The 22,334-nt window shown below is 59.0% G+C and carries 21 protein-coding genes and 2 pseudogenes; 14 read left to right on the top strand and 9 right to left on the bottom strand.

Annotation, left to right across the window (positions count from 1 at the left end; all coding sequences use genetic code 11):
- Positions 1-16 precede the first annotated feature (16 nt).
- From AB4Z13_RS29525 to AB4Z13_RS29515, 3 genes are read right to left on the bottom strand one after another with little or no spacing between them, the layout of a single operon-like run.
- Positions 17-1,117 carry a D-TA family PLP-dependent enzyme gene (locus tag AB4Z13_RS29525; protein ID WP_442207487.1) on the bottom strand — a complete coding sequence of 367 codons (1,101 nt, stop codon included), beginning with the start codon at positions 1,115-1,117 and terminating at the stop codon, positions 17-19.
- Between the two features lies 1 nt (position 1,118).
- Positions 1,119-2,594 (bottom strand): M81 family metallopeptidase, encoded by a 1,476-nt coding sequence (locus AB4Z13_RS29520; protein WP_442207486.1) that lies wholly within the window; start codon positions 2,592-2,594, stop codon positions 1,119-1,121.
- 29 nt (positions 2,595-2,623) lie between these two features.
- The gene (locus tag AB4Z13_RS29515; protein ID WP_442207485.1) at positions 2,624-3,109 is read right to left on the bottom strand and encodes a hypothetical protein; all 486 of its coding nucleotides are present in this window, start codon (positions 3,107-3,109) and stop codon (positions 2,624-2,626) included.
- 111 nt (positions 3,110-3,220) lie between these two features.
- Between AB4Z13_RS29515 and AB4Z13_RS29510 the strand changes: the two genes are divergently transcribed.
- The 12 genes and pseudogenes from AB4Z13_RS29510 to AB4Z13_RS29455 all read left to right on the top strand — a co-directional run bounded on the left by AB4Z13_RS29510 (position 3,221) and on the right by AB4Z13_RS29455 (position 14,613).
- Entirely contained in the window at positions 3,221-3,607 is a 387-nt protein-coding gene (locus tag AB4Z13_RS29510) for a RidA family protein (RefSeq protein ID WP_113325728.1), read from the top strand.
- Positions 3,608-3,632: 25 nt separating this feature from the next.
- Positions 3,633-4,496: a MurR/RpiR family transcriptional regulator gene (locus AB4Z13_RS29505; protein WP_442207484.1), complete on the top strand. Its 864-nt coding sequence runs from the start codon at positions 3,633-3,635 to the stop codon at positions 4,494-4,496.
- Positions 4,497-4,515: 19 nt separating this feature from the next.
- Complete coding sequence (locus AB4Z13_RS29500) at positions 4,516-5,292, top strand: SDR family oxidoreductase (protein WP_442207483.1); 777 nt, start codon at positions 4,516-4,518, stop codon at positions 5,290-5,292.
- Positions 5,293-5,323: 31 nt separating this feature from the next.
- On the top strand, positions 5,324-7,240 hold the full coding sequence (locus AB4Z13_RS29495; RefSeq protein WP_442207482.1) for a beta-N-acetylhexosaminidase: 1,917 nt from the start codon (positions 5,324-5,326) through the stop codon (positions 7,238-7,240).
- A 254-nt stretch (positions 7,241-7,494) separates the two neighbouring features.
- Positions 7,495-8,697 carry an MFS transporter gene (locus tag AB4Z13_RS29490; RefSeq protein ID WP_442207481.1) on the top strand — a complete coding sequence of 401 codons (1,203 nt, stop codon included), beginning with the start codon at positions 7,495-7,497 and terminating at the stop codon, positions 8,695-8,697.
- Between the two features lie 61 nt (positions 8,698-8,758).
- Positions 8,759-8,927 (top strand): annotated as a pseudogene (locus tag AB4Z13_RS29485) (IS30 family transposase); the annotation flags it as partial.
- Between the two features lie 254 nt (positions 8,928-9,181).
- Positions 9,182-9,775, top strand: a complete 594-nt coding sequence (locus AB4Z13_RS29480; protein WP_442207480.1) for a flavin reductase family protein — start codon at positions 9,182-9,184, stop codon at positions 9,773-9,775.
- A 245-nt stretch (positions 9,776-10,020) separates the two neighbouring features.
- A pseudogene (locus tag AB4Z13_RS29475) lies at positions 10,021-10,239 on the top strand (mandelate racemase/muconate lactonizing enzyme family protein); the annotation flags it as partial.
- Between the two features lie 197 nt (positions 10,240-10,436).
- A complete protein-coding gene (locus AB4Z13_RS29470; protein ID WP_442207479.1) occupies positions 10,437-11,312 on the top strand; it encodes a carbohydrate ABC transporter permease in 876 nt (291 codons plus the stop codon).
- Positions 11,309-12,217, top strand: coding sequence for a carbohydrate ABC transporter permease (locus tag AB4Z13_RS29465; RefSeq protein WP_113321687.1), 909 nt, complete (start codon positions 11,309-11,311; stop codon positions 12,215-12,217). Before AB4Z13_RS29470 ends, AB4Z13_RS29465 begins: the two co-directional genes overlap by 4 nt.
- A 4-nt stretch (positions 12,218-12,221) precedes the next feature.
- Positions 12,222-13,325 carry an ABC transporter ATP-binding protein gene (locus AB4Z13_RS29460; protein WP_442207478.1) on the top strand — a complete coding sequence of 368 codons (1,104 nt, stop codon included), beginning with the start codon at positions 12,222-12,224 and terminating at the stop codon, positions 13,323-13,325.
- A 40-nt stretch (positions 13,326-13,365) separates the two neighbouring features.
- Positions 13,366-14,613 carry an ABC transporter substrate-binding protein gene (locus tag AB4Z13_RS29455; RefSeq protein WP_113321689.1) on the top strand — a complete coding sequence of 416 codons (1,248 nt, stop codon included), beginning with the start codon at positions 13,366-13,368 and terminating at the stop codon, positions 14,611-14,613.
- Positions 14,614-14,691: 78 nt separating this feature from the next.
- Here AB4Z13_RS29455 and AB4Z13_RS29450 read toward each other — a convergent pair whose 3' ends face one another.
- Together AB4Z13_RS29450 and AB4Z13_RS29445 are read right to left on the bottom strand one after the other, a co-directional pair.
- Positions 14,692-15,135, bottom strand: coding sequence for a VOC family protein (locus tag AB4Z13_RS29450; RefSeq protein WP_442207477.1), 444 nt, complete (start codon positions 15,133-15,135; stop codon positions 14,692-14,694).
- Positions 15,136-15,138: 3 nt separating this feature from the next.
- Positions 15,139-15,573 carry a VOC family protein gene (locus AB4Z13_RS29445; RefSeq protein ID WP_310389007.1) on the bottom strand — a complete coding sequence of 145 codons (435 nt, stop codon included), beginning with the start codon at positions 15,571-15,573 and terminating at the stop codon, positions 15,139-15,141.
- Between the two features lie 258 nt (positions 15,574-15,831).
- Between AB4Z13_RS29445 and AB4Z13_RS29440 the strand changes: the two genes are divergently transcribed.
- Positions 15,832-16,704: an IclR family transcriptional regulator gene (locus AB4Z13_RS29440; protein ID WP_442207476.1), complete on the top strand. Its 873-nt coding sequence runs from the start codon at positions 15,832-15,834 to the stop codon at positions 16,702-16,704.
- A gap of 73 nt (positions 16,705-16,777) precedes the next feature.
- On the opposite strand, the gene AB4Z13_RS29435 is transcribed toward AB4Z13_RS29440, so the two are convergent.
- From AB4Z13_RS29435 to AB4Z13_RS29425, 3 genes are all read right to left on the bottom strand, one after another.
- The gene (locus AB4Z13_RS29435; protein ID WP_442207475.1) at positions 16,778-17,902 is read right to left on the bottom strand and encodes a Gfo/Idh/MocA family protein; all 1,125 of its coding nucleotides are present in this window, start codon (positions 17,900-17,902) and stop codon (positions 16,778-16,780) included.
- A 9-nt stretch (positions 17,903-17,911) separates the two neighbouring features.
- Positions 17,912-18,841, bottom strand: coding sequence for a sugar phosphate isomerase/epimerase family protein (locus tag AB4Z13_RS29430; protein WP_113321694.1), 930 nt, complete (start codon positions 18,839-18,841; stop codon positions 17,912-17,914).
- 207 nt (positions 18,842-19,048) lie between these two features.
- The gene (locus tag AB4Z13_RS29425; RefSeq protein WP_442207474.1) at positions 19,049-20,107 is read right to left on the bottom strand and encodes a substrate-binding domain-containing protein; all 1,059 of its coding nucleotides are present in this window, start codon (positions 20,105-20,107) and stop codon (positions 19,049-19,051) included.
- Positions 20,108-20,333: 226 nt separating this feature from the next.
- On the opposite strand from AB4Z13_RS29425, the gene AB4Z13_RS29420 reads away from it, so the two are divergent.
- Positions 20,334-21,263, top strand: a complete 930-nt coding sequence (locus tag AB4Z13_RS29420; protein ID WP_442207473.1) for an aldo/keto reductase — start codon at positions 20,334-20,336, stop codon at positions 21,261-21,263.
- Positions 21,264-21,320: 57 nt separating this feature from the next.
- Here AB4Z13_RS29420 and AB4Z13_RS29415 read toward each other — a convergent pair whose 3' ends face one another.
- A complete protein-coding gene (locus AB4Z13_RS29415) occupies positions 21,321-22,190 on the bottom strand; it encodes an AraC family transcriptional regulator (protein ID WP_442207472.1) in 870 nt (289 codons plus the stop codon).
- Between the last annotated feature and the right edge of the window lie 144 nt (positions 22,191-22,334).

The raw sequence follows: 22,334 nt of genomic DNA, 5'->3' as shown, positions 1-22,334 counted from the left end.
ACGGTCGATTGATCAGTTACCAGACGAGCCCGCGCGCGGCGACGTCCTCGACGCGCGTGACGATGCCGTTGCGATGGAAGACCATAGTGTCGAACAGGTTCGACACCACGCATGTGTGGTTCGGGATGATGAAGAGCTTTTCGCCGATCTGGGGCCGCGCACCGGTGCAGGCCGAAAGGTCAATGACGCCGTGCTCTTCCGAGAGGCTGGTTATTTTCGCCTCGGGATATCCGACGACCAGGCCGAAATCGGCAAAGCCCTGAAGATCGGAGGTCAGCGCCTTCGAGCCTGCGTCGATGATGGCGCGATCGGCATTCGGCCGCGATACGACGGTTGCCAAGACGTGCATTGCGCAATCGTCTTCTGTGCAATGTCCCATCCGGATCATCTGACGGTCATTGTAGATATAGGTCCCTGCCCGATGCTCCGTCGCCGATTTGACCAGATGCGCCTGAAAGAGACTGGGCGTGCCGCCATTGCTGACGATCGGGCAGGCAATTCCCTCTTCCGCCAGCTGTTTCAGCGTAGCCTGGATGAAAGCCTCGACGGCATCGGCAGCCTGCGGCTTCGGATAGGTGAGGATACCACCGAATGTCAGCCCATCGGCCGCAACGATGCGTCCGGCGAGCGAGACCGCCTGTTCGGGCGTCTGGACGCCGCAGCGCGCGCCGCCGGTATCGCATTCGACGAGGACGGTCAGCGGTTTGCGGCCGGAAAAATGTGAAGACAGGCCGTCGACCGTCACGTCGCTGTCGGCAACGACCTTGAGACCCGAAATGCGATCGTTCAGGGCAGCGAGCCGTTTGAGCTTCGGGGTTCCGATTATATTGAAGGTGATCAGGATGTCTTCGAAACCGGCTTCGGCAAAGACCTCTGCCTCTGTCACCTTCTGGCAATTGATGCCCTTGGCGCCGGCCGCGACCTGGGCCGCTGCGAGCGCCGGTATCTTATGCGTCTTGATATGAGGGCGGAAATTCAGCCCATGCTCGTCCATATAAGACTGGACCCTGGATATGTTGGCGGCCAGCTTGTCTTCGTCGATGATCGGGCGGGGCGTGGAAAGATCGGCGATCCTGTCTCCAGCCTTGGCGATGACGGCAAACCGGTTGTCATGCATCTCAGGCAGCTCCGCGTTCGGTTCCATGAGGATCGGCCGCGATCGGCCAGATGGTCTTCGGCGCACGGCGATAGTGGGTCGTCGCCGGATTGTTGGGATAGGGGGTTCCTGCCGAACAGTACAGGATTTCAGCAGCGATCTTCGAGAAGGATGCGAAGAAATGGTTGGTCGATTTGATCACCAGGATCTTCTGCTTGGTCGGATCGATACCCATCACCGAAAACAGGCTCGGATCGAAGCTCTGCGCCCGCGTCGAGTTCAGAATGATATCGATACCATCAAGAACGATATGGGCCGCATCCCCGAAAGGTGCCAGGCTTTCGCCGAACTGCATTTCGGCATTCTTCACCAGTTTGACGACCTTCACCATCCCGTCGATGGGATTACCGGTCCCGGGCGCTGATTTTGCGCCAAACCGCAGGGGAATTTCGGCCCCCTCGCCTGCGGCAAAACAGATCTGAACGGCGATCGGATCCCAGATCGTACCGACAGCAGCACTTTGCACACCGCGGGCCAAAAGTTCTTCGAGAATGACGGTGGCGTCGCCGGCGGTGCCGCCACCCGGATTGTCCCAGACATCGGCAATGACGACCGGCCAGGCTTTGGCAGCCATCGCTCGCGATACAGCTTCCTTCTCGTCGATCTGCGGCACCATGAAGGTGCCGCGCTTGGAAAACAGCTCCATGCCGAGGTCGCGCGCGAGCGCCGCACCCTTTTCCGGATTGTTATCGGTGACGACAAGCAGCTTGGTGCCCATCTCGGGCACATCGCCGACCATGAAGCCGTGGACTACGGAGATCGACAGAATTTCCGGATCTTCCTTCTCGATCCGCATGATCTTGTCGACGAAGGAACGCATCGGATCGCGCGAGGTCGGGAAGACATCGATCATCCGGCAGTCGAATACGGAATTGACCGGCTCGACCCTGCCCTCAAGCGCATCGACGGCGATGCGCCAGAGATCCTCGGCGCGGTCGACGAAATCCGTATGCGGAAATTCCTTGAAATAAATCGCGAAATTCAGCGCCGCGATGCGCTTCCGGGTCAGATGGCTATGCGGATCGAGTTCAGCGCAGATCAATACGTCAGGCCCAACGATGTCGCGGATGCGCGTCAGGAGATCGCCTTCCGTGTCCTCATATCCCGCGGCCACCATTGCCCCATGCAGCCCCATCACCACGGCATCGACAGGCATTGCGGCGCGGAGCTGGTCGAGAATTTCGTCCCGCAGCCCTTCATAGGCCTGACGGTTGACGAGGCCGGCCGGGTCTGCCCAGGCTGCCGTGCCCTCGATCAGCTCCCAGCCCTTTTCAGCGGCGACGCGGCGACCGACAGTGATCGGCGCGGTGCAGAGTGTGGGCGTTTCCGGATGCTGGCCGGGTGGGGCATAAAGAGACGCTTCGAAAGCGCGGCGATCCACACAGATCGGGGAAAACGTATTGGTTTCGGTCGCCAGTGCTGCCGTGAAAATGCGCAAATGAGTTGGCCTTGTTTTGCGGTCCCGCCTCAACCCATCGGGTTCGGCAGGTAGCCGGTAAATCCGCAGATCTTCCACCGCCCCTCGTGGAGCCTGCAATAGTAGAGCGTCTGCCACTGCATAATATCGCGGGTGCCATCACTCTTCGTCAGGCCTCCGTCGAACTTCTTGCGGACAAGCGCCATGTCGCCCTCGATCTCGATGTCCTCGAGCGTCGTGGTGGTGAAGATCGCGGTGCGGGTATCCTCCGCGAAGCTCTGTGTGGCAAAATCCTTTGCCTGTCTCAGCCACTCGTCGCGATAGGCCGAAAGTGCGGGAAACGCCAGACGCCACCTGTCGGGGCTGACTTGCTTGCGGCCATCGATGCCGATGAAGCCTTCCTCAACGAAATCATCTTCGACCATCGACCAGTCGGCTGCCAGAAATGCGTCGATGTCGCGGGGCACTAGCATCTCCCAGATGGCGTGCCGTGCAGTATCGGAGGACGGAAAAGGATTCTTGAAAGGATCACGCATCTTCGCTCCCGATTTAAATTCTTTTCATAAATGGCGTTTTTCACTGGTCAAAATCTGCTTTCTATGGTCCCTTGTCAACTTATCAAGAAAATAATTTGCAGGGATCCCGACATGTCCATCAAGCGATATGGCACTGTTCAGACCGGCGCCGGCGGCAAGGCGCTGCCTTTCGCGCGCGCGGTCGAGGCTGATGGCTGGCTCTATGTTTCCGGTCAGGTGGCGATGGAAAACGGCGAGATTATCGACGGCAATATCATTGCCCAGACGCACAAGACGATCGCCAATGTGCTCGCCATTCTCGACGAGGCCGGATACGGCGTCGAGGACGTGGTGCGCGTCGGCGTCTGGCTGGACGATCCGCGCGATTTCTGGACATTCAACAAAATCTATCAGGACTATTTCGGCGCACATCCGCCGGCCCGCGCCTGCGTCCAATCGTCCATGATGGTGGATTGCAAGGTCGAAATCGACTGCGTTGCCTACAAGAAGAAGAGTTGACTGACGGATCGGCGGGAGGACAGGCTTGGATATTTTTTCCACATTGCAGGAAGACAGGAGCCGCCTCTCCGCCTCCGAGAGCCGCATCGCCGACATCATCGTCAACGATTTCGAATTCGCCGTGAATGCCTCGATCATCGAGCTTGCCGAACGCGCAGAAGTCTCGCCACCGACGGTCACACGTTTCTGCCGCCGCCTCGGCTGCGACAGCTTTTCCGATTTCAAGGTACAGCTTGCCCGCACCGCCCATGTCGGCGTGCGTTACCTGAAGCCGGAATCAAAGAGCAGCGATCCGGCCGATGTCGCTCAGGATATCATCACCAAGGCGCAGAACGCCCTTTTTCTGTTGCACCGCTCGCTGGACCTGACCGCAATCGAGGCCGCTGTTGCGCAGATCGCCAAAGCGGAGATGATCTACGCCTTCGGATCGGGCGGCAATTCTTCGATGATCGCCGATGAACTACAGAATCGGCTCTTTCGCCTTGGTCTCAGGATCACCTCCAGTTCCGACCATAGCATGCAGCTGATGATGGCGGCGGCAGCGAAGGCTGGCGATGTGATCATCGGCTCGTCCTTTTCAGGGCGCAACGCCGAGCTGGTGCGGGCCTTTGCACTGGCACGCGAGGCCAAGGTCAGGACCATTGCGCTGACGCAAACCGACAGCCCGGTCGCGAGAGCCGCCGGGATCGTCGTGCCGATCGATCTTCCGGAAGGAACGAACATCTTCCGCCCGACATCGACGCGTATCGCCTATATCGCAACCATCGATATCCTAGCGAGCCTCGTCGCCTACGCCATCCAACCGAAGGCGGCGACGACGCTGAGACGCATCAAGCAGCAGCTGGTCACACACCGCGATGGGGATGACAAGCAGCTGCTAGGAGACTGATCAACAAGAGGGAGCGACAATGACGCAATCAGTGGCCATTGTGACAGGAGCAGCAGGCGATATCGGCGCGGCGATCGCCGATCGACTCGCCGCCGATCATGACGTCATTCTGCTTGCGGATATCGATCCCGCCACTGCGGCAGCCGTTGCCGGCAGGCTTGGACCGGCCGATCGTTTCGTCGCCGTCGAATGCGATGTAACCAGCGAGACGAGCGTTGCGGCTCTTGCCGGGCGCGCAGCTCAGCTCGGCAGCCTACGCACGCTCGTCAACAATGCGGGTGCAGCCCGCGCCGTCAGCCTGCATGATACGACGCCTGAGATCTGGCGTGCCGACAATGCACTCAATCTCGAAGCGGCATTTCTCTGTTTTCGCGCCGTCGAAGACCAGCTGAAAGCGTCGCGGGGCTCCATGGTCAACATTGCCTCGGTCAACGGTATGAACGTGTTCGGGCATCCTGCCTACAGCGCCGCCAAGGCCGGCCTTCTGCATTTCACCCGGCTGGTCGCCGTTGAATATGGAAAATTCGGCATCCGCGCGAATGCCGTTGCCCCCGGAACGGTGAAGACGCAGGCTTGGGAAGTTCGCGCTGCAGCCAATCCCAATGTGTTCGAGGATGCCCGTCGCTGGTATCCGCTGCAGCGCGTGGTCGATCCGAAAGACGTCGCCAATGCTGTCGCCTTCCTGGCTAGTCCCCAGGCTGCGGCGATTACCGGCGTCTGCCTGCCGGTCGATTGCGGCCTGACAGCCGGCCAGGCCGAGCTTGCCCGTACTTTTTCCCAGTCCGAGCACTACTGAAATTCATAGGATACACCGAGAGGAACGAGATATGAAACCGGCCGACTATCGCCTGGAAAGCAGCTGGAACCCCAATGGCGGACCGAATGGCGCCTTTACTTTCACGCTTTTCAATCTTTCCAGCAAGGCGCTTTCCGGTTTCAAGCTTGTCTACACCTCGCTCACACGGGTGATCGATGCCGCCGCATGCGACAATGCCACCTTTCTAAGGCGCAACGCCAATTTTCATGAATTCGAACCGCCGGCCGGACTGATCCTCACTGCCGGCGAAAGCTGGATCTTTACGGTTGCCGGCCTGCATCGGCCGGCACGGCATTGCACTGATGGAGCAAAGTCCGCCTATCTCACATTGTCATCCGGTAAACATGTGCCGGTCGCCGTTTCCGATCTGCTGCTTGAGGGCCGCGCCAGCGAGCCTCCGCCCGCGCTTTTGCCCAAGGGCCGGCTCGATCTGCCTTTTGCGCTACAGCCGTGGCCGGCCGAAATCGATGCGAAACCGGGCGATAGTTTTCCGGTCATTCTCTATCCGGAGGGTGCCAGCGCAGACGAATTGTCGGCAATATCCGCCTGCATTTCGCTAACCCGCCGCCTTTTCGAAAGCGACCATTCAGTTTTCAATCTGGTCGCCTCGCCGCAGGGGCGCACCCTTACGTTCAGCAAGGACGCCTCGCTCGACGCCGAAGCCTACCGGCTGACCTTCTCGGCCGATCGCGTGACACTTTCCTATTCCGGCGCCGCTGGGCGCCAGTATGGCCTGACCTCGCTCGCGCAAATGCTGAACGGGGCGCGGGTCAGCAAGGGCAAATTCCAATTCCCGGTTTCCGGAACGATTTCCGACCGGCCCCGCTATAGCTGGCGCGGCTGCCATCTCGACGTTTCCAGGCAGTTTTATCCGGTTGATGACGTCAAGCGGCTGCTCGACATCCTTGCCTGGTTCAAGCTCAACATCTTCCACTGGCATTTGACCGATGACGAGGCCTGGCGTCTGGAGATCAAGGCCTATCCGCAGCTGACGACAACGGGCGTGTTGCGGGGCCCGGACGAACCGCTGCTCCCGCAGCTTGGCAATGGCGCGGAGCCTGTGGGCGGCTTCTACTCGCAGGACGATGTCAGAGACATCGTCGCGCATGCAAGCGCCCTTCATGTCGAGGTCGTGCCGGAGATCGACATCCCCGGCCATAACGCGGCGACTTTGGTTGCTTTGCCCGAACTGACTGATGGCCAGGAGGCACCGGAGAGCTACCATTCGGTTCAGGGCTATCCGAACAATGCGCTGAATCCGGCCGTGCCGCTGACCTACGAATTCCTGGAAAAGGTCTTCGACGAAATGGTCGAGCTGTTCCCCTCATCCTACATCCATATCGGCGGCGATGAAGTGGCGAACGGCTCCTGGCTCGCCTCGCCCCTTGCCAGGAGGCTGATGGCGGAACAAGGCATTTCCGGCACGTTCGGTCTGCAGTCCTACTTCCTGAAGCAGATCAAGACGATGCTCGATAAGCGCCGCCGCAAGCTTGCGGGCTGGAACGAGGTCGCTCATGGCGGCGGGGTCGCGGCAAAGGACAGCCTCTTGATGGCCTGGGAAAATCCTCAGGTTGGCATCGAGCTTGCCGAACAAGGCTATGACGTCGTCATGACGCCGGGCCAGGCTTACTATCTCGACATGGTCCAGGCCGAAGCCTTCCAAGAACCGGGCGCGAGCTGGGCCGGTACGGTGCCGCCGGCCCACACCTATGCCTATGAGGCAGCCGGCGAATTCCCGGAGGAATTGAAGCATAAGCTGAAAGGCGTCCAGGCCTGCATCTGGTCGGAGCACTTCCTGTCGCGCGGCTATTTCAACCGCCTCGTCTTCCCACGTCTTCCGGCAATTGCCGAAGCTGCCTGGACCCCGAAAGCGTCGAAGGATTGGGACCGTTTCGCTGCGATCGTGGCGCTTAGCCCGAAGCTTTGAGCTGGCAACGATGAAGATTGACATCGGGGTGATAATCGCCAGCCCTTACCGAGGGTTTGGTCGGTCAAGGCATCGAGTATCGGATGAGCATCAGGCCGCCCGCTTTGTCTTTCCCTTGAATCAGGATTTCGGCTACACGCCGCATGCGCGCCTTCCCACCCTCAGGCGCGACCGAGATTGATCATGACGATCCTTGTGCGGACGCGGTTTCCCCCTCCGCACAAGGATCGCCTCAAAGCCAGCTGGCGACGATAATGAACCGCTTGATACCCGACGTTTTCCGTAATCCTGCAATCCGGGTGAGCATGATCGCCATCTTCACGTTCGGATTTGCCGGAGCGACGACGACCCCCTATCGGTCCGTGGTCGGCATCCGCGAGCTCGGCCTGTCGAATGAACTCTATGCGGCGCTGATCTTCGCCGCAGCGGCGGTCAACGTGATCGTCAGCATTCTGCTTGGCAATCTTGCCGACCGGCTCGGTGAATATCGTTCGATGATGCTTGTTGCGGCGACCTTCGGCGTTGTCGGTTATGGCGCGGTCTTCTTCTTCCCGACGCAGGACATATTTGTCCTCAGCGCGCTTCTGCTACTGCCGGTCTATGGCTGCCTGAACTCGTTGCTCTTTGCCAATGTCCGGGCCGCAGCCCATGGAATGGCGCCGGCTGACGTGGCGACAGTCAATTCCGGCGTTCGGGCGATGATCTCGCTTTCCTGGGTCCTGGTTCCTGGGCTCACGGGGGTTTTGCTCTCCTCCTCTTCGACCATGCTGCCAGCCTATCTCTTCGCCGCGATTTCCTGTCTGGTCTGTGTGGGGCTCGTCGGCTTCCTATTGCCCCGTCAGAGCGGCACGGATCGCGCTGCCACCCACCATCTCTCCTATCTCGCCGCACTCGGCCAGGTGATTTCCCCGAAAATCTTCAGCCGGATCACGGCCATCGCGCTGATCAGCAGCACATTGCATGTGAACGATGCAATCTTCCCCCTCGTCGTAACCGGCGCCGCCCGCGGCACTGTCGCTGATATCGGTATTCTGGTCGGGATCGTCGCTCTCCTCGAGGTGATCTTCATCATCGTCTGGTCGCGCCTGCTGCGCCGCATCAGCCAACTCGCAGCCCTTGCAGCCGGGGCATTGATCTATGCCGTCTACCTGCTGCTTCTGGCTTTTGCCCACGAGCCTTGGCATGTCTATGCCCTCACCTTGATCAGTGGCATCGGCGCGGCGTCACTGATCTCTATTCCCATCACCTATCTGCAGGATCTGATTGCCGAGCGGCCCGGTCTCGGCAGCGCACTGATTTCCGTCAACATCTTCCTCAGCGCCGGACTGAGCGCCCTTCTCTTTGCCGCCGGCACAGCCATCACCAGCTATTCCGGCACTGCGGTGGTCAGTGCGCTCTCTGGTCTTCTCGGGATCGCTTGGCTGCTATTTCTCGAAAGACGCCGGTGCTCGTTCTGAGGCTGGAATTCGTCGGATTTCTCTTCCTCGTCCCAGAGCCGCAGGCCCCCTCGACCCCTGTTTCTCGATCGTTGCCGATGGCATCGCCAGGGAACGGCGACGGCGTTTGAGAAAGCTTCGGCGCCATCCGCATTTGCATCGCATTGGTCATTGAGAAACTGGAGACTTACTGGTCACCGGAGCAGATCGCCAGACGTCTTTTGGCCGACAGCTTCTCCACCGCAAAGTTAGAATGTCCTGATCTCGCAAAGTCGGAATGTCATCCTCCCCGCCTCCGCTGCACCCCCGGCCGAGGTGTTCGTGGCATAATTGCACGAGGGAGCCTGATCCCCTACCCTTGCAAACCGGCTATGATGCACTGCGATCAGATTCTCCAAACGTCATCAGGAAATCACGCAATTTCGCAGCGCCTCACATCGTCTTAGTGCGCGGAGAAATACCCGAACTACAACTTCACCACTGTGGGCTTCAAATGAACGAGCATATGAAGGCTGTTGAACTCAAGAAGGCCTTTCGCCTGATCAACCACGGGCCAACGATCCTGGTTTCGGCGCGCCACGACGGCATCGACAACGTCATGGCTGCCGCATGGTGCTGCGGGCTCGACATCGATCCGCCGAAGCTCACCGTCGTCGTCGACAAGAGTGCCCAAACGCGCACGCTGATCGAGGCGAGCGGGCGTTTCCTCATACAGGTGCCAACGGTTGCCCAGCTGTCGCTGACGCGCGAGGTCGGGAACCGCAGCCTGTTTGAGGAGCCGGACAAGCTGCAGAAGTCGGGGGTTTCTATTTTCGACGTGCCGGGACAGGACCTGCCCTTCGTGGAAGGCTGCTCTGCCTGGCTCGCCTGCAACCTGATCAATGAGCCTCATATCCAGCATGCCTACGACCTGTTCATCGGTGAAGTAACGGCGGCATGGGCAGACGATCGTGTGTTCCGCGATGGACACTGGCATTTTGAAACGGCCGGCCCTGAATGGCGCAGCCTGCACCACGTCGCGGGTGGCCATTTCTATGCGATTGGCGAAGCGCTTTCGGTTGAAGCCGAACCTGTCGAGCGCGCGCAATCCTCACTCTGAGCAGAAGGCCAATTAGCCCTTGGTCGCTCCTGCCGTCAGCCCGCCGACGAAAAGGTTCTGGAAGAAGAGGAACAGGAGAGCGATCGGCACCGTCATCACCATGGAGGCGGCCATAACCGCTCCCCAATCGGTGTTGAACTCGGTCGAGAATTCGGCAAGCCCGATCGGCAGGGTCTTGACCGAGGAATGCGTCGCAAATCAGAGCGCGAAGATGAATTCGTTCCAGGTGCTGCTTGGCGTCGGTGCTCATCCGGGTCTGCGCCACCCTCCCTCGTAACTTCATCGCCTTCGAATATACGACCGGCGATCCGGACTGGTGGTACGACATCGTCGAAGGGCTGCCGCAGGCGATCGTCAAGGATGGCTTTGTCGATGTGATCGAACGGCCGGGCATGGGCGTCGACCTCGTGCCCGAACGGGCAAGACAGTATCTCGCGGAAGAAGAGCAGATGTTCTTCGATTGATCGGTGGTCCGAGAGCCCTCACCTTTCCAACTTGAGCGCGAACAATACCGAAGGGCGCAGCCAATTGTTATTTGACATCGCAATTTTTTGATTCCTATAGTTGATCCGTTATGAACTGCATATAGTTCATATAGAAACAGGATAGCAGCGATCCGGAGGAGCGGAGCGCTGTCAACCTGAGGAGGAGGAGGAGGCTCATGGGAATCCGATGGAGCCGCGTCATTCCGCATCTGGCCGTTACGCCTGCTGCGCTGTTGACGCTTGTCTTTTTCATTGGGGCGATAGGCTGGACCGTCTATCTCTCCTTCACGGCATCCAGGCGCTTTCCCGACTATGAACTGGTCGGCTGGAAGCAGTATTGGCGGCTGTTTCACGATCCGTCCTGGACCCTGTCGCTTCAGAACCTCGTCATCTTTGCCATCGGCAGTCTGCTGTCGATCGTGATGGGCTTTATTCTCGCAGCCTTGATCGACAAGGAGGTGCATGGCGAAGGCATCTTCCGCACGGTTTTTCTCTATCCGCTTGCGGTCTCGCTGATCGTCACCGGCCTCGTCTGGCGCTGGCTCTTCAATCCGGGCCTTGGCGTCGAAAATGTTCTGCACTCGATGGGCTGGGAGAGCGCCTCCTTCAACTGGCTTGCGAGCCAGGACACCGTCATGTTCGGGGTCATTCTGGCGGCGGTCTGGCAATCGACAGGCTTCTTCATGGCGCTCATGTTGGCTGGCCTGAAGTCGATCAATACCGAGATCTGGCAGGCCGCGCGCCTCGATGGCGTGCCCTTCTGGCGACTATACATCGAGGTCATCATTCCCATGATGAAACTCACCTTCCTGACCTGCATCATCCTGCTCTGCATCGGCGTTGTGAAGGCCTATGACATCATCGTCGCCATGACCAATGGCGGACCGGGCGGGGCATCGGTCATGCCGGCCTATTTCGTTATCGATGCTTATTGGCAGAAGCAAAATCTCGGCTTCGCCTCGGCGGGTGCCACCGTCATGCTTTTGACGACACTCGTCCTCTTCCTGCCGCTCGTCATCATCACCGCAATCCGGCAAAGGAGGGACGCATGACGGCGATATCCGCTACATCGCAACCCGGCCGCGCGACGAAAGTGCGCCGGCGCCCGCTGATCCGGCCAAGCCGGGTGGTGATCTTCGTCTTCCTGCTGATGGCAGCCGCCTTCTTCGCGGTTCCACTCTATGTGGTCGTCGTCACATCCTTCAAGACGATGGATCAGATCCGCGAGGGACAGATTTTCTCGCTACCCTCGCCCTGGACGGTCGATGCCTGGTCTTATGCGTGGATGCAGGCCTGTTCCGGCATGAACTGCAACGGCGTGCGCGTCGGCTTCGTCAACTCGCTTTATATCCTTGCCCCCAGTCTGGTGCTGACGATCTCGCTCTCGATCGTCACCGGCTACGGGCTGGCGCTCTGGAACGTCAAATGGGCAAACGCCTTTCTTTTCGTGCTTTTCATCTGCGCCTTCGTGCCGTTTCAGATCATCATGTATCCGCTGATCAAGATCACCGGCTCACTGCATATCTACGGCACGACATTCGGCATCGCGGTCATTCACAGCGTCTTGTCGATGCCTTTCCTCACATTGATCTTTCGCAATTATTTCAAGGGAATGCCGCCGCAGATCATCGCCGCGGCAATGATCGATTCCGGCTCCTTCTGGCGGATCTTCTTCGAGATCGTCCTGCCGATGTCCGGCAATATCATGATCGTCGTGCTGATCCTGATGATCACGGGCATCTGGAACGACTTTCTGGTCGGTCTGACCTTCGGCGCGCAGGACACGCAGCCGATGACGGTCGTGCTCAATAACATCACGGTGACGACGACCGGTGCCAAGAATTATGCGGTCGACATGGCCTCGGCTCTGCTCACCGCGTTGCCGCCGCTGGTCATCTACTTCGTTCTCGGCAGATTTTTCGTGCAGGGCATCACTGCCGGCGCCATCAAGGGATAGAGGCATGCCTTCCATCGCATTCAACAATATCGTCAAGAAGTTCGGTGCGCTGACGGTCATCGAGAACCTGAACCTCAGCGTTGGCGACGGCGAGTTTCTGGTGCTGCTCGGACCTTCCGGCTGCGGCAAGACAACGCTTCTCAATCTTCTGGCCGGGCTGCTCGAAATCGACGACGGAGAAATCCTCATCGATGAGCGGGATGTGAGCTATCTCGATCCCAAGGATCGGGGCCTCGCCATGGTTTTCCAGTCCTATGCGCTCTACCCCACCAAAACTGTGCGCGGAAACATGAATTTCGGGCTGTCCTCCCGCGGCATTACGCGGGCGGAGGCGGATAGGCGGATCGACTGGGCGTCCAAACTGCTGCAGATCGAGCACCTGCTTGACCGCAAGCCGTCCCAGCTTTCAGGCGGCCAGCGCCAGCGCGTTGCGATCGGCCGGGCGCTGGTCAAACAATATGGCGTCTGCCTGTTTGACGAGCCGCTTTCGAATCTCGACGCCAAATTGCGCAACGAGATGCGCATCGAGATCAAGAAACTCCACAACCAGCTCAAAAATACCGTCGTCTATGTGACCCACGATCAGGTCGAGGCCATGACCATGGCGACCAAGATTGCGGTGATGAACAAAGGCGTCATCCAGCAATTCGGCACACCCGATGAGATCTACAACGAGCCGGCCAATCTCTTCGTCGCCGACTTTGTCGGCTCGCCGGCCATGAACTTGCTCGATTGTGTCGTCAGGCGTGACGGCAGCGATCTCGTTGCGGTGGATGAGAAGGACAGCATCCGCATCAGCCTCGGCGACTACAAGTGGAAGACAAAAGCTGCTGAAGGCAAGCCTGTCAAGATTGGCTTCCGGGCAGAGGAGCTTCTGGTCGAGGAGCGCCAGGATGCCGGCAATACCGTGCGCTTCGATTGCCCTGTCGAATATTTCGAGAAATCCGGACCTGACGCTTTCGCCTTCCTGACCATGTCGGGAAAGAGCATCGCCGTGCGCATCGATGGGCGCGATGCCAACCGCTATCGCGGCCAGCCGGCTCTGCCCGTTTATCTGCCGCTGACCAAACTCAACGTCTTCGATGCGCCGACCGGCCAGCGCCTGTGATCAGAACAATCTGATGAGATTACAAAGGGAGGAATGTTGCATGACAAAATGGAAATCGCTGAAGAGACTATCGCTCCTGCTTGCCGCGACCACACTTGCCGCGAACGCCTGGGCAGATGAAGTCGTCGTCTATCACACCTGGTCCAAGCCATCCGAGATTGCCGCACTCGGCGTTCTCAGGGATGCCTGGGCAAAGGACGGTCACCAATGGAAAGACCTGTCGATCGCGCATGACTCCGGCGCCAATGTCAGCCTGATGAACATGATCACCGGCGGCAATCCGCCTGCGATCTTCATGAATTCCGATCCCGGCATCTATAGGGATCTGAACAAGCAGGGCCTCGGCGTGCCGCTCACCAAGCTGTTCGACAGCATCGGCGCCACGAAGAACTTCCCGCCCTCGGTTCTCAAGAACATTACTGTCGACGGCGAGATCATGAAGGCGCCGGCAACGGTGCATATCGACGGGATGGTTTACTACAACAAACATGTCGCCGAAGCCGCAGGCGTCGACCCGAAATCCTGGAAGTCGCTCGACGACCTCTTCGCAGCCTTCGACAAGGTCAAGGCCGCCGGCTATATCCCGATCGCCCAGGGCGGCGATCAGTTCCAAAAGGCCTATCTGCTGCAGGCCCTGATCGCCTCGGAAGAAGGTCCTGACATCTACAATCGGTTCTATGGTGAAAAGCCCGACCGTACGGTGATCGATACGCCGGAAATGCGGGCGGCGCTGAAACGCTTCCGACAGATCGCCGACCACACCGATCCAGGTTCCCCGAACCGCCAGTGGAACGACACGACCAATCTCGTTATTACCGGCAAGGCCCTGCTGCAGATCCACGGCGACTGGATGAAGGGCGAGTTCATGGCCGCGCAGAAGAAGCTCGGCGAGGATTTCGACTGCATCAACATCCCGGGAACCAAGGCTGTCGTCGTTACCGTCGATTCCTGGGGCTTCCTCAACACCAACAATGCTGACACCGCAAAAGCCCAGGAAGACTTCGCCAAGCTCGATGTCGATCCAAAGCTCAATGCCGAGTTCGTCTTGAAGAAGGGTGCAAGCCCTGTTCGCACCGATGCCGATACGACGAACCTTGATGCCTGCAACAAGCTCGTTCTGGAGACGCTGAAGGATCCAACGAAGCAGGTTTCCAACCCCTTCAATATGGCAGATGCTGACTGGTATCGCACCATCTGGCAGGAAGCCGACAAATATTGGAGCGATCCGAAGCGGACGGATGACGAGTTCGTGCAGGCGATGCAGGACGCCTACGACCAGATCTTCTGACATCTCGCAACGAAAGAACCCGGCAGGTGACTGCCGGGTTCTCTCTCGTTATTTGCCACTACCGCAGAAACAGTTGGTTCAGACTGATTCTTTATGCAGTCTTTTGATGGCCTGCCGCTGAATGCAATCCGGCGCCATCTCCATGACCTCGATCTGCGTGCCATCGGGATCCTCGATCCAAGCGCCGCGATTACCGTCGATGCCGAGCTTGGTCGGCCTTGGCTTGCTGGGCTGGATGCCAACTTTCGCAAGCTCTTCGAACGTCTTGTCGATATCTTCGACGGTGAGGCAGATATGGAAGATGCCGATGACGTCAGGGCCGGATTCCGGCCTCTTCACGCCCTTCGGGAAAAGCTCGAGGTATTGATCATCGTTGATGCGCAGATAGACGATCCATGCCTCGCCCTGATCGTTGAGCAGGCGCGTCATCTCGCGAAAGCCGAGCTTCTGATAAAAGGCCAGCGACTTGTCGAGGTCGTTGACGCGCAATGCGATATGGCCGAGATGATTGAAAAGATCCATGGCTCAGCCCCGTCCATTGATGCGGCGAACGGCTGCCGTCTGCATCGCATCTGTGCCAAGCTGCATCAGTTCGATGCGGTTGCCTTCAGGGTCGGCGATCCAGGCCTGATAGTTGTTGTCGACGCCGAGCTTCTTTTCAGCCGTCAGGACAACGCCGCGGCTGGTGATATCAGCGATCGCCTCGTCGATATTCTCGACTTCGAGGCAAAGATGGTTATAGCCGACATTGGCAAAAGGCGGCGCGCTGTCGCCGACACCTTCCGGAAACAGCTCGATGAACTGCGTGTCGGTGATCCTGAGATAAACGATCCACAGGCGGCCGTCGCGCTCCAGTCGGAACATTTCGTCGAAGCCGAGCTTGTTGACATAGAAGTCGAGCGAGCTGTCGATGTTCTTCACACTGACGGCCACGTGTCCGATCGATTTCACACTCTTCATTGCATCCTCCTCCGTCTTTCCGTTTCACGGCGCGTACTGGCGCAGCCACTCGCCGAACCTCCCGATCCGGCATCTTTTCGGAACGCCGCGTGCGGAATAAATCGACGTGACGTTTCGTATTTGAACTGATATAAGTTCACGTAAGAATTTATCGGCATTCGCGTGCCGGAGTCAATCGAAAGGAGCCGCGATTGCGTGAACTCCACGCATTGCTTATGGAAGGCGAAGCATTGCCTGATGGGCCTAGCAGGATTTTCAATGACCGACATTAGTGAAGACGCCGCGCAGAAATATCGTATCCCCGTCATCGAGCAGATGGTGGAGGTGTTCGCGCTTCTGGAACGAACGCCGGAAGGCGCGACGATCCGCGACGTGGTCAAAGCGGTACGGCTGTCACGCACCACCGTCTACCGGATGCTCAACACGCTGAGCGCCTACGATTTCGTGCATCGCTCGCCAGCGGGAAGCTATACGCTTGGCCGCCGCCTCCTGACACTTGCGGCCCATGTCGCGCCGACCGTTGCGAGTTACGACCTGCTGGCGATCGCGCAGCCGCATCTCAACAAGATCTCCGAGCTTCTGGGTGAAGGCAGCAAGCTGACGCTACCATCGGGCGACAATATTCTGGTTGTCGCCTCGGCGCAGGGGCATGGCCAATATGCGCTATCGGCGACGGCCGGCCAGCGCCTGCCGTTTCATGCAGGTGCCGCCGGCAAGATCCTGCTTGCCTTTTCACTGCAGGAGGACATCGAGCGGCGCCTGACCAAGCTCGAGCGCTTCACCAACCAGACGATTACCGATCCCAAGCAGATGCTTGAAGAGCTTGCGCAGATCCGCAAGCAGAATTGGGCGCGGGACATGGGCGAGCAGATGTCCGGCGTTCACGCAATCGCAGCGCCGGTCAGGGATCATCAGGACACCGTCATTGCAGCTGTCAGCGTTCCTTTCGTCACAGGCGTCGACGAAAAGCGCGTAGCAGACATCAAACAGGCGGTGATCGCGGCAGCGCAATCGATCACCAGCGATATCCGATCCGCAACGCCCGCGGCGCCAGCGGCGGGGCTCGCCACAGAGAAGCCTGCACCAAAACGTTCGGCTCAGAAGACGGTGGCAAACCCGAAACAGCGATAGACGTCTAGCGGCCTAAGGCCTCTCCCTCGGCGGACGGTGCATTCGCGCATCGCCCGACCGGCCGGGAGGAGCCCTACGTGAACCTGCCTTCCTTCAAATGCTTCGGGATCGGATCTGGGCGCCCGCAGCTGCTGCGGATGGCAACCGGGCGTTTCGACTGGGCAGACCGTTCAAAGGCGGTCATCACCTCGAGCGCATGAAAAGCGAGTTCCGACGAGACGCGATGTGGCCTGCCGGAACGCAATGAATCCACCATCTCGGCAGCACCCAGTCCTCTCAGGCCGAGGTGACCGGGAACGCCTTCGACATAGGGATGGTCGACCGCCACCTCCTCCCAGGCCTCATTTCCCTCGGCGAAGATCTCGACCTTGCCCGTAAAGTTGTTCGGGTCCGGCGTTACCATCGAGCCCTTGGAACCGTAGATTTCGATCTGGTTGTGCTTGTGTTTGATGACGTCAAAGCTCGTGGCGATCGTCACCGTCGCTCCGCTATGGAACTCCATGACGCCGGTCAGATGCGTCGGCGTCAGCACCTTGATCGTCTCGCCGAAACGTGGCTGCGTCTTCACAGTCCGCTCTATGCGGGTGACCTTGGCAGCGCCGAAGACTTCGCGAACCGGCCCGAGAAGAGCAATCAGATTGGTGACGTAATAGGGGCCGACATCGAGCATCGGCCCGCCGCCGCGACCGTAGAAGAAGGCCGGATTGGGATGCCAATGCTCGTGACCAGGCAGAAGCAGCATGGCGGTTGCGGAAATCGCCGTGCCGATGCGGCCTTCATCGTAGAGACGCCGCGTCAGCTGATGACCGCCGCCAAGGAAAGTATCGGGCGCGCAGCCGAGCCGCAGATCGCCAGCGCGGGCAAGGGCCATCAGTTCCTCGGCTTCTTCCATGGAAACCCCGAGCGGCTTTTCGGAGTAGACGTGTTTGCCGGCAAGCAGCGCCTTCTTGCTGATCGAATAGTGAGCGGTCGGCGTGGTCAAGTTGATGATGAGGCCGATTTCGGGGTCGGCGAGCATTGAATCGAGCGACACCGACTGGACGCCGAACTGCTCGGCAAGCTTGCGCGCGGGCTCTTGGTAGAGATCATAGATCGACTTCACGCGAATGAAATCGAACATATGCAGCGTCGCGACATAGGTGGCGCTGATATTCCCGGCACCGACGATGCCGACCTTCATGGGGCTGTTCCCGCTCATTTGTGTTCCTCAGGCGATGATGATGTCGAGTTCGGCAGCGCAGTCGCGCAGGTAGCGGATGCCGCGTTTCATTTCGGAATCGAATTCCGGCGTGGCTTCCCGGAAATGGGTCCAGTGCGATGCGCCCGGTGCATCCTCGAGCTCCAGAGTGATCGGTCCGGAATAGCCGATCGTTCGCAAGGCCGCGAAAATCGCCTTCCAGTCGATCTTGCCACGGCCGGGGCGCCAGTGGGCATTGGTGTGCCCTTCATTGTCGGAGAAATGCGTGTTGTAGATCCGGTCTCCAAGCGACAGCACCACGTAATGTGGCATGTCACCGGCAGGAAAGAGATGGCTTGGATCGAAATTGAGCCCCAGATTGGGAGCGCCCGTGCGCTCGATCAACCGCAGCATTCCCTGACCTGAGCTAACCCAGCGATAGGGATGCGGCTCGATGGCGACACGCAGCCCGGCATCAGCGGCAATGGCGCAGGCTGCCGCGAAACCTTCGACGACGACCTCATATTCCTCCGCCCAATCCCATTCGGGCTTCACGACAGCCGACCATTCCTGGGCCGTCGGCCGCTGCAGGATCGGCCTGATATCCGATTGGAAAGGATAAGGCGTCATGCTTGTCATGATCGGCGTGCCGATCTTTGCCGCCAGCTCGACGCCGCGTTTATAAGCATCTAGGTCTACGCGAGAGACCGGTGCGTTATCATCACGCGAAAACGGCAGATTGTAGAAGAAGTTGGTCAGCGTCAGCCCTTCACCATCAGCGATCGACTTGAGTTCGCGGATCGTCTCGTCGGTGTAATAGCCGAGCATGTCGACCGACCATGCAGTGAGCTCGAAACCCTTGCAACCGGTGGCCGCCAGCCGGCGCAGAGGCGCCGCATAAGGCGGATTCCAGTTGAACGTCCAAATTGGCGAACCGAAAAAAAGTGCTTGAGCACCCACGCCGTCCTCCCATCATTGTCGTAGCGTCTTTGTCTTCCCTTTGGAGCGCTCCAACCCGCCCAAAAGTCAATTCGTAACGTTACGAATGCATGGCAAAGCTTATACTGTCAACGTCTCCCTCAACGAACTTTTGCCGCATTGCGGTAGGAAAAGACGAATTCGTAACGTTACGAATGACTTGACTCGCGCAATATTTCTGAGGGATTTTTAGCGCAGGCTGAATTCACTGCGGCGTTCGACAAAACTGGCGCGGACAATCTCGCTCAGGCCGGATGCCGGCTCGCCCTGCATCGACCTGTAGAGGAGATCGCTCAGACGCTGTCCGATGATGAAATTTGGAAAATAATAGGTACTGAGCGGCGGATTGTAGAAATCGTGGAGACGACTGCCGGAATAGGTCACGATGGAAAAATCCTCGCCGACCTTTCGCCCAAGATCGGCCAGAGCGGAAACGAAGCCGAGGGCTGCCTCGTCGCTTGCCACGAAGGCGCTCGTGACCTGGGGATATTTGACAAGCGCATCCACGGCAATCTTCTTGCCGCTATCAGGCGTGGTTGCGGTGAAGAACATCCGCTCGTCAGGAACAGTCAGGTTCCTACGGTTGAACTCAGCTGTCCAGCCCTTGATGAATTGCAGGCTGTAAGTGAACTGGCTGGAGGGCGCGACCAGCAGCGGCGCCTTGTGTCCGGCATCGAGCAGTCGCGCCGCCGCAGCCGCGCCGATCTCCTCGTGGTCGATATCGATGCTCGGATGTTTGCTGAGCAGCTCGGTGCGGCCGAAGGTGACGAAGGGCATGCCGACTTCCAGCAGATATTTCACCCGATCGTCCTGAGGCCTCGTATGAGTAAGGATGAGACCATCGACGGTCCCCTCCTCGACAAGATCCCGGACGGTTGTCAGCGGGTCGTCAGCCTGAAACTGTGGGGCGACCGTCGTGCGGTAGCCATGTTGTTTCATTGCGCCGCAGAAGCCCTCGATCAGTGAGGCTACCACGATATTCATCTCGCCCTCCCGATGGAACGGCATGATGACGCCGACGGCATGTGTCTTGCCTGTTCTCAGATTGATGCCGCCGAGGTTCGGTCGGTAACCGAGATCGGACGCGGCTTTTTTGACAAGGTCGATCGTCTCCCGGTTGACCTCGGGGCCATCCTTCAAGGCGCGGCTGACGGTCGTGACGGAAAGGCCGAGCGACTTCGCCACAGTGCGCAGGGTCACCCGTTGTGCAGCCCGGCGGGATGCCGCCAGTTTTGCTTGATCCGCCACGCAGATTTCCTCCAATTTGACAGCCGATGTCCTTGCTGGACCACGGCGATCTCTAGCCTATCATGGGAGTTTCGTCCAAAGGGAGCGGCGGAATCCGAAGCCGACATCTGCGAATTCTCGACGCCATCGGTCGTTGACAGCAACAGCTCCGGCTAGCCACGCGGCCGCCGTTCCCGTAATAAGCGGATAACCATTTAGTTATTTCGCAACCCCTGAGGTATTCATCATGAAATTCTATAGGCTTCCGCAGACCGACCTCGACGTGTCGAGCATCATCCTCGGAATGATGCGGATCGCCAATATGAGCAATGGCGAAATCCAGCAGCTGGTCGGCGGCGCACGCGATGCCGGCGTGACCTTTATCGACCATGCGGACATTTATGGCGGTGCTCCGCATCGCTGCGAGGCTCGTTTCGGCGAGGCGATTTCACTCACCGCCGCCGAACGCGAGAGGCTTATCATCCAGAGCAAGGTCGGCATTCGCAAGGGATTCTTCGATTTCTCTGCCGAGCATATTCTGGCCTCGGTGGATCAGTCGCTCGCAGCGTTGAAGACTGACTATATGGACGTCCTTCTGCTGCATCGCCCAGACACGCTTGTCGAACCCGAGGAAGTCGCAGCAGCCTTCGACACGCTCAAATCTGCCGGCAAGGTCCGCCATTTCGGCGTTTCCAACCATACGCCTGGCCAGGTCGAACTACTCAAGACCGCGGTCACGCAACCGCTCATCGTCAATCAGGTGCAGCTCAGCATCACCCATGCGCCGCTGATCGCATCGGGCGTTGCCGCCAATATGGCCGGGCTTGATCAATCGATCGATCGCGACAACGGCCTGCTCGATTATTCCCGCATCAACGGCATGATGCTGCAGGCCTGGTCGCCGTTCCAGAAGGGCTTCTTCGACGGTGTCTTCCTCGGCGACCGTGAAAATTTCGCCGATCTGAACGACGCCATCGACGAACTCGCGAAGGCCTATGGCGTCACGCCGACGGGTATTGCCGTCGCCTGGATCACCCGTCATCCGGCAAAGATCCAGGTCGTCCTCGGCACTACGAAGCCGGAACGTGTCGTCGAAGCCGCGGCCGGTTCTTCTGTCTCACTGACCCGCGAGGAATGGTATCGGCTGTTCCGAGCTGCAGGACATACTCTGCCCTAACCTGCCCCGAAGATGCGGCCGCCTGTCAATCGGGCGGCCAATACGAAGCGCCGTGGCTCATGTCGCAAGCGACATCTTCGCATATTCGCTCGGCGGGCAACCGACCCTCTGGCTGAATGCGGTGCTGAACGCACTGGCGGAACGATAGCCGACCTTCTCGGCAATCTCCTCCAGACTGCAGCGGGAGTAACGCAAAGCGTCCTTGGCGACGGCCATTCGCCAGCGCAAAAGATATTCAACGGGCGCGAGCCCCACCGCTTCCGAGAATCTCCGCGCAAAGGCCGAGCGCGACATTCCGGCCCGTTGCGCCAAGTCAGCGATTGTCCAGCCACGCCGTACATCCGAATGAATGTCACCGATCGCCCGGGCAAGTTGGGGATCCGAAAGCCCTCGCAGCATGCCAGGGTGAAGCAGCCTGGAAGCCTCCCTGCGAAGGGTTTCAATCAACAGCACTTCGAGCAATCTGGACAGGATGAGATCGCTACCGACGCGCGCGTTTTCCGCTTCGTCGCGGATATAGGAAATCAGGCCACCAAGCCGGGCGCCGATCCCCTCTCCCACCTTGACATGCACAAGCCGGGGCAAGAGCTCGGACAAGAGGTCGGCGTTGGTCGGGTCGCACAGGATGCAGCCACCGACGATCCTGGTGGCACTTCCTTCGCCGACATTGCCGATTATAATCTCGCCATCGGCCAGATGTCGGGCTTTGAAGTCGTCGTCGGAAAGAACAATCTTCTCGCCGGGTCTGCTGAAGAATGAATCCGCGATCGGATTGCCTGACAGGACGAAGTCACCGGCGCTCAAACCGGTGGTTTCGCCTTCGCCGGCGCGAAACAGGGCGCTTCCCTCCATCACGAAATAGAGCATGGGCCCCGGTTGGGGCGGAACCTTAATGCCCCAGCCCCCGAAAGCTGCCATGCTGCCCATCAGGACTGTCTTGGGCCTCAGCAGCTGAATCACATCCGTCAAAGCGTCCAATGGTACGATCCGTAATATATCCTATGCCCTTCATTATGGATCGCACTTTGCCGGCAGGATAGAGCTGCATGCTCGATGAGCGAAATTGGCACT

This window comes from Rhizobium sp. YAF28 (assembly GCF_052113285.1).
In the GTDB taxonomy this organism is placed as follows: domain Bacteria; phylum Pseudomonadota; class Alphaproteobacteria; order Rhizobiales; family Rhizobiaceae; genus Rhizobium.
Note: the sequence above shows the minus strand (reverse complement) of the source record. Positions and strands in the feature narration are given on the sequence as shown.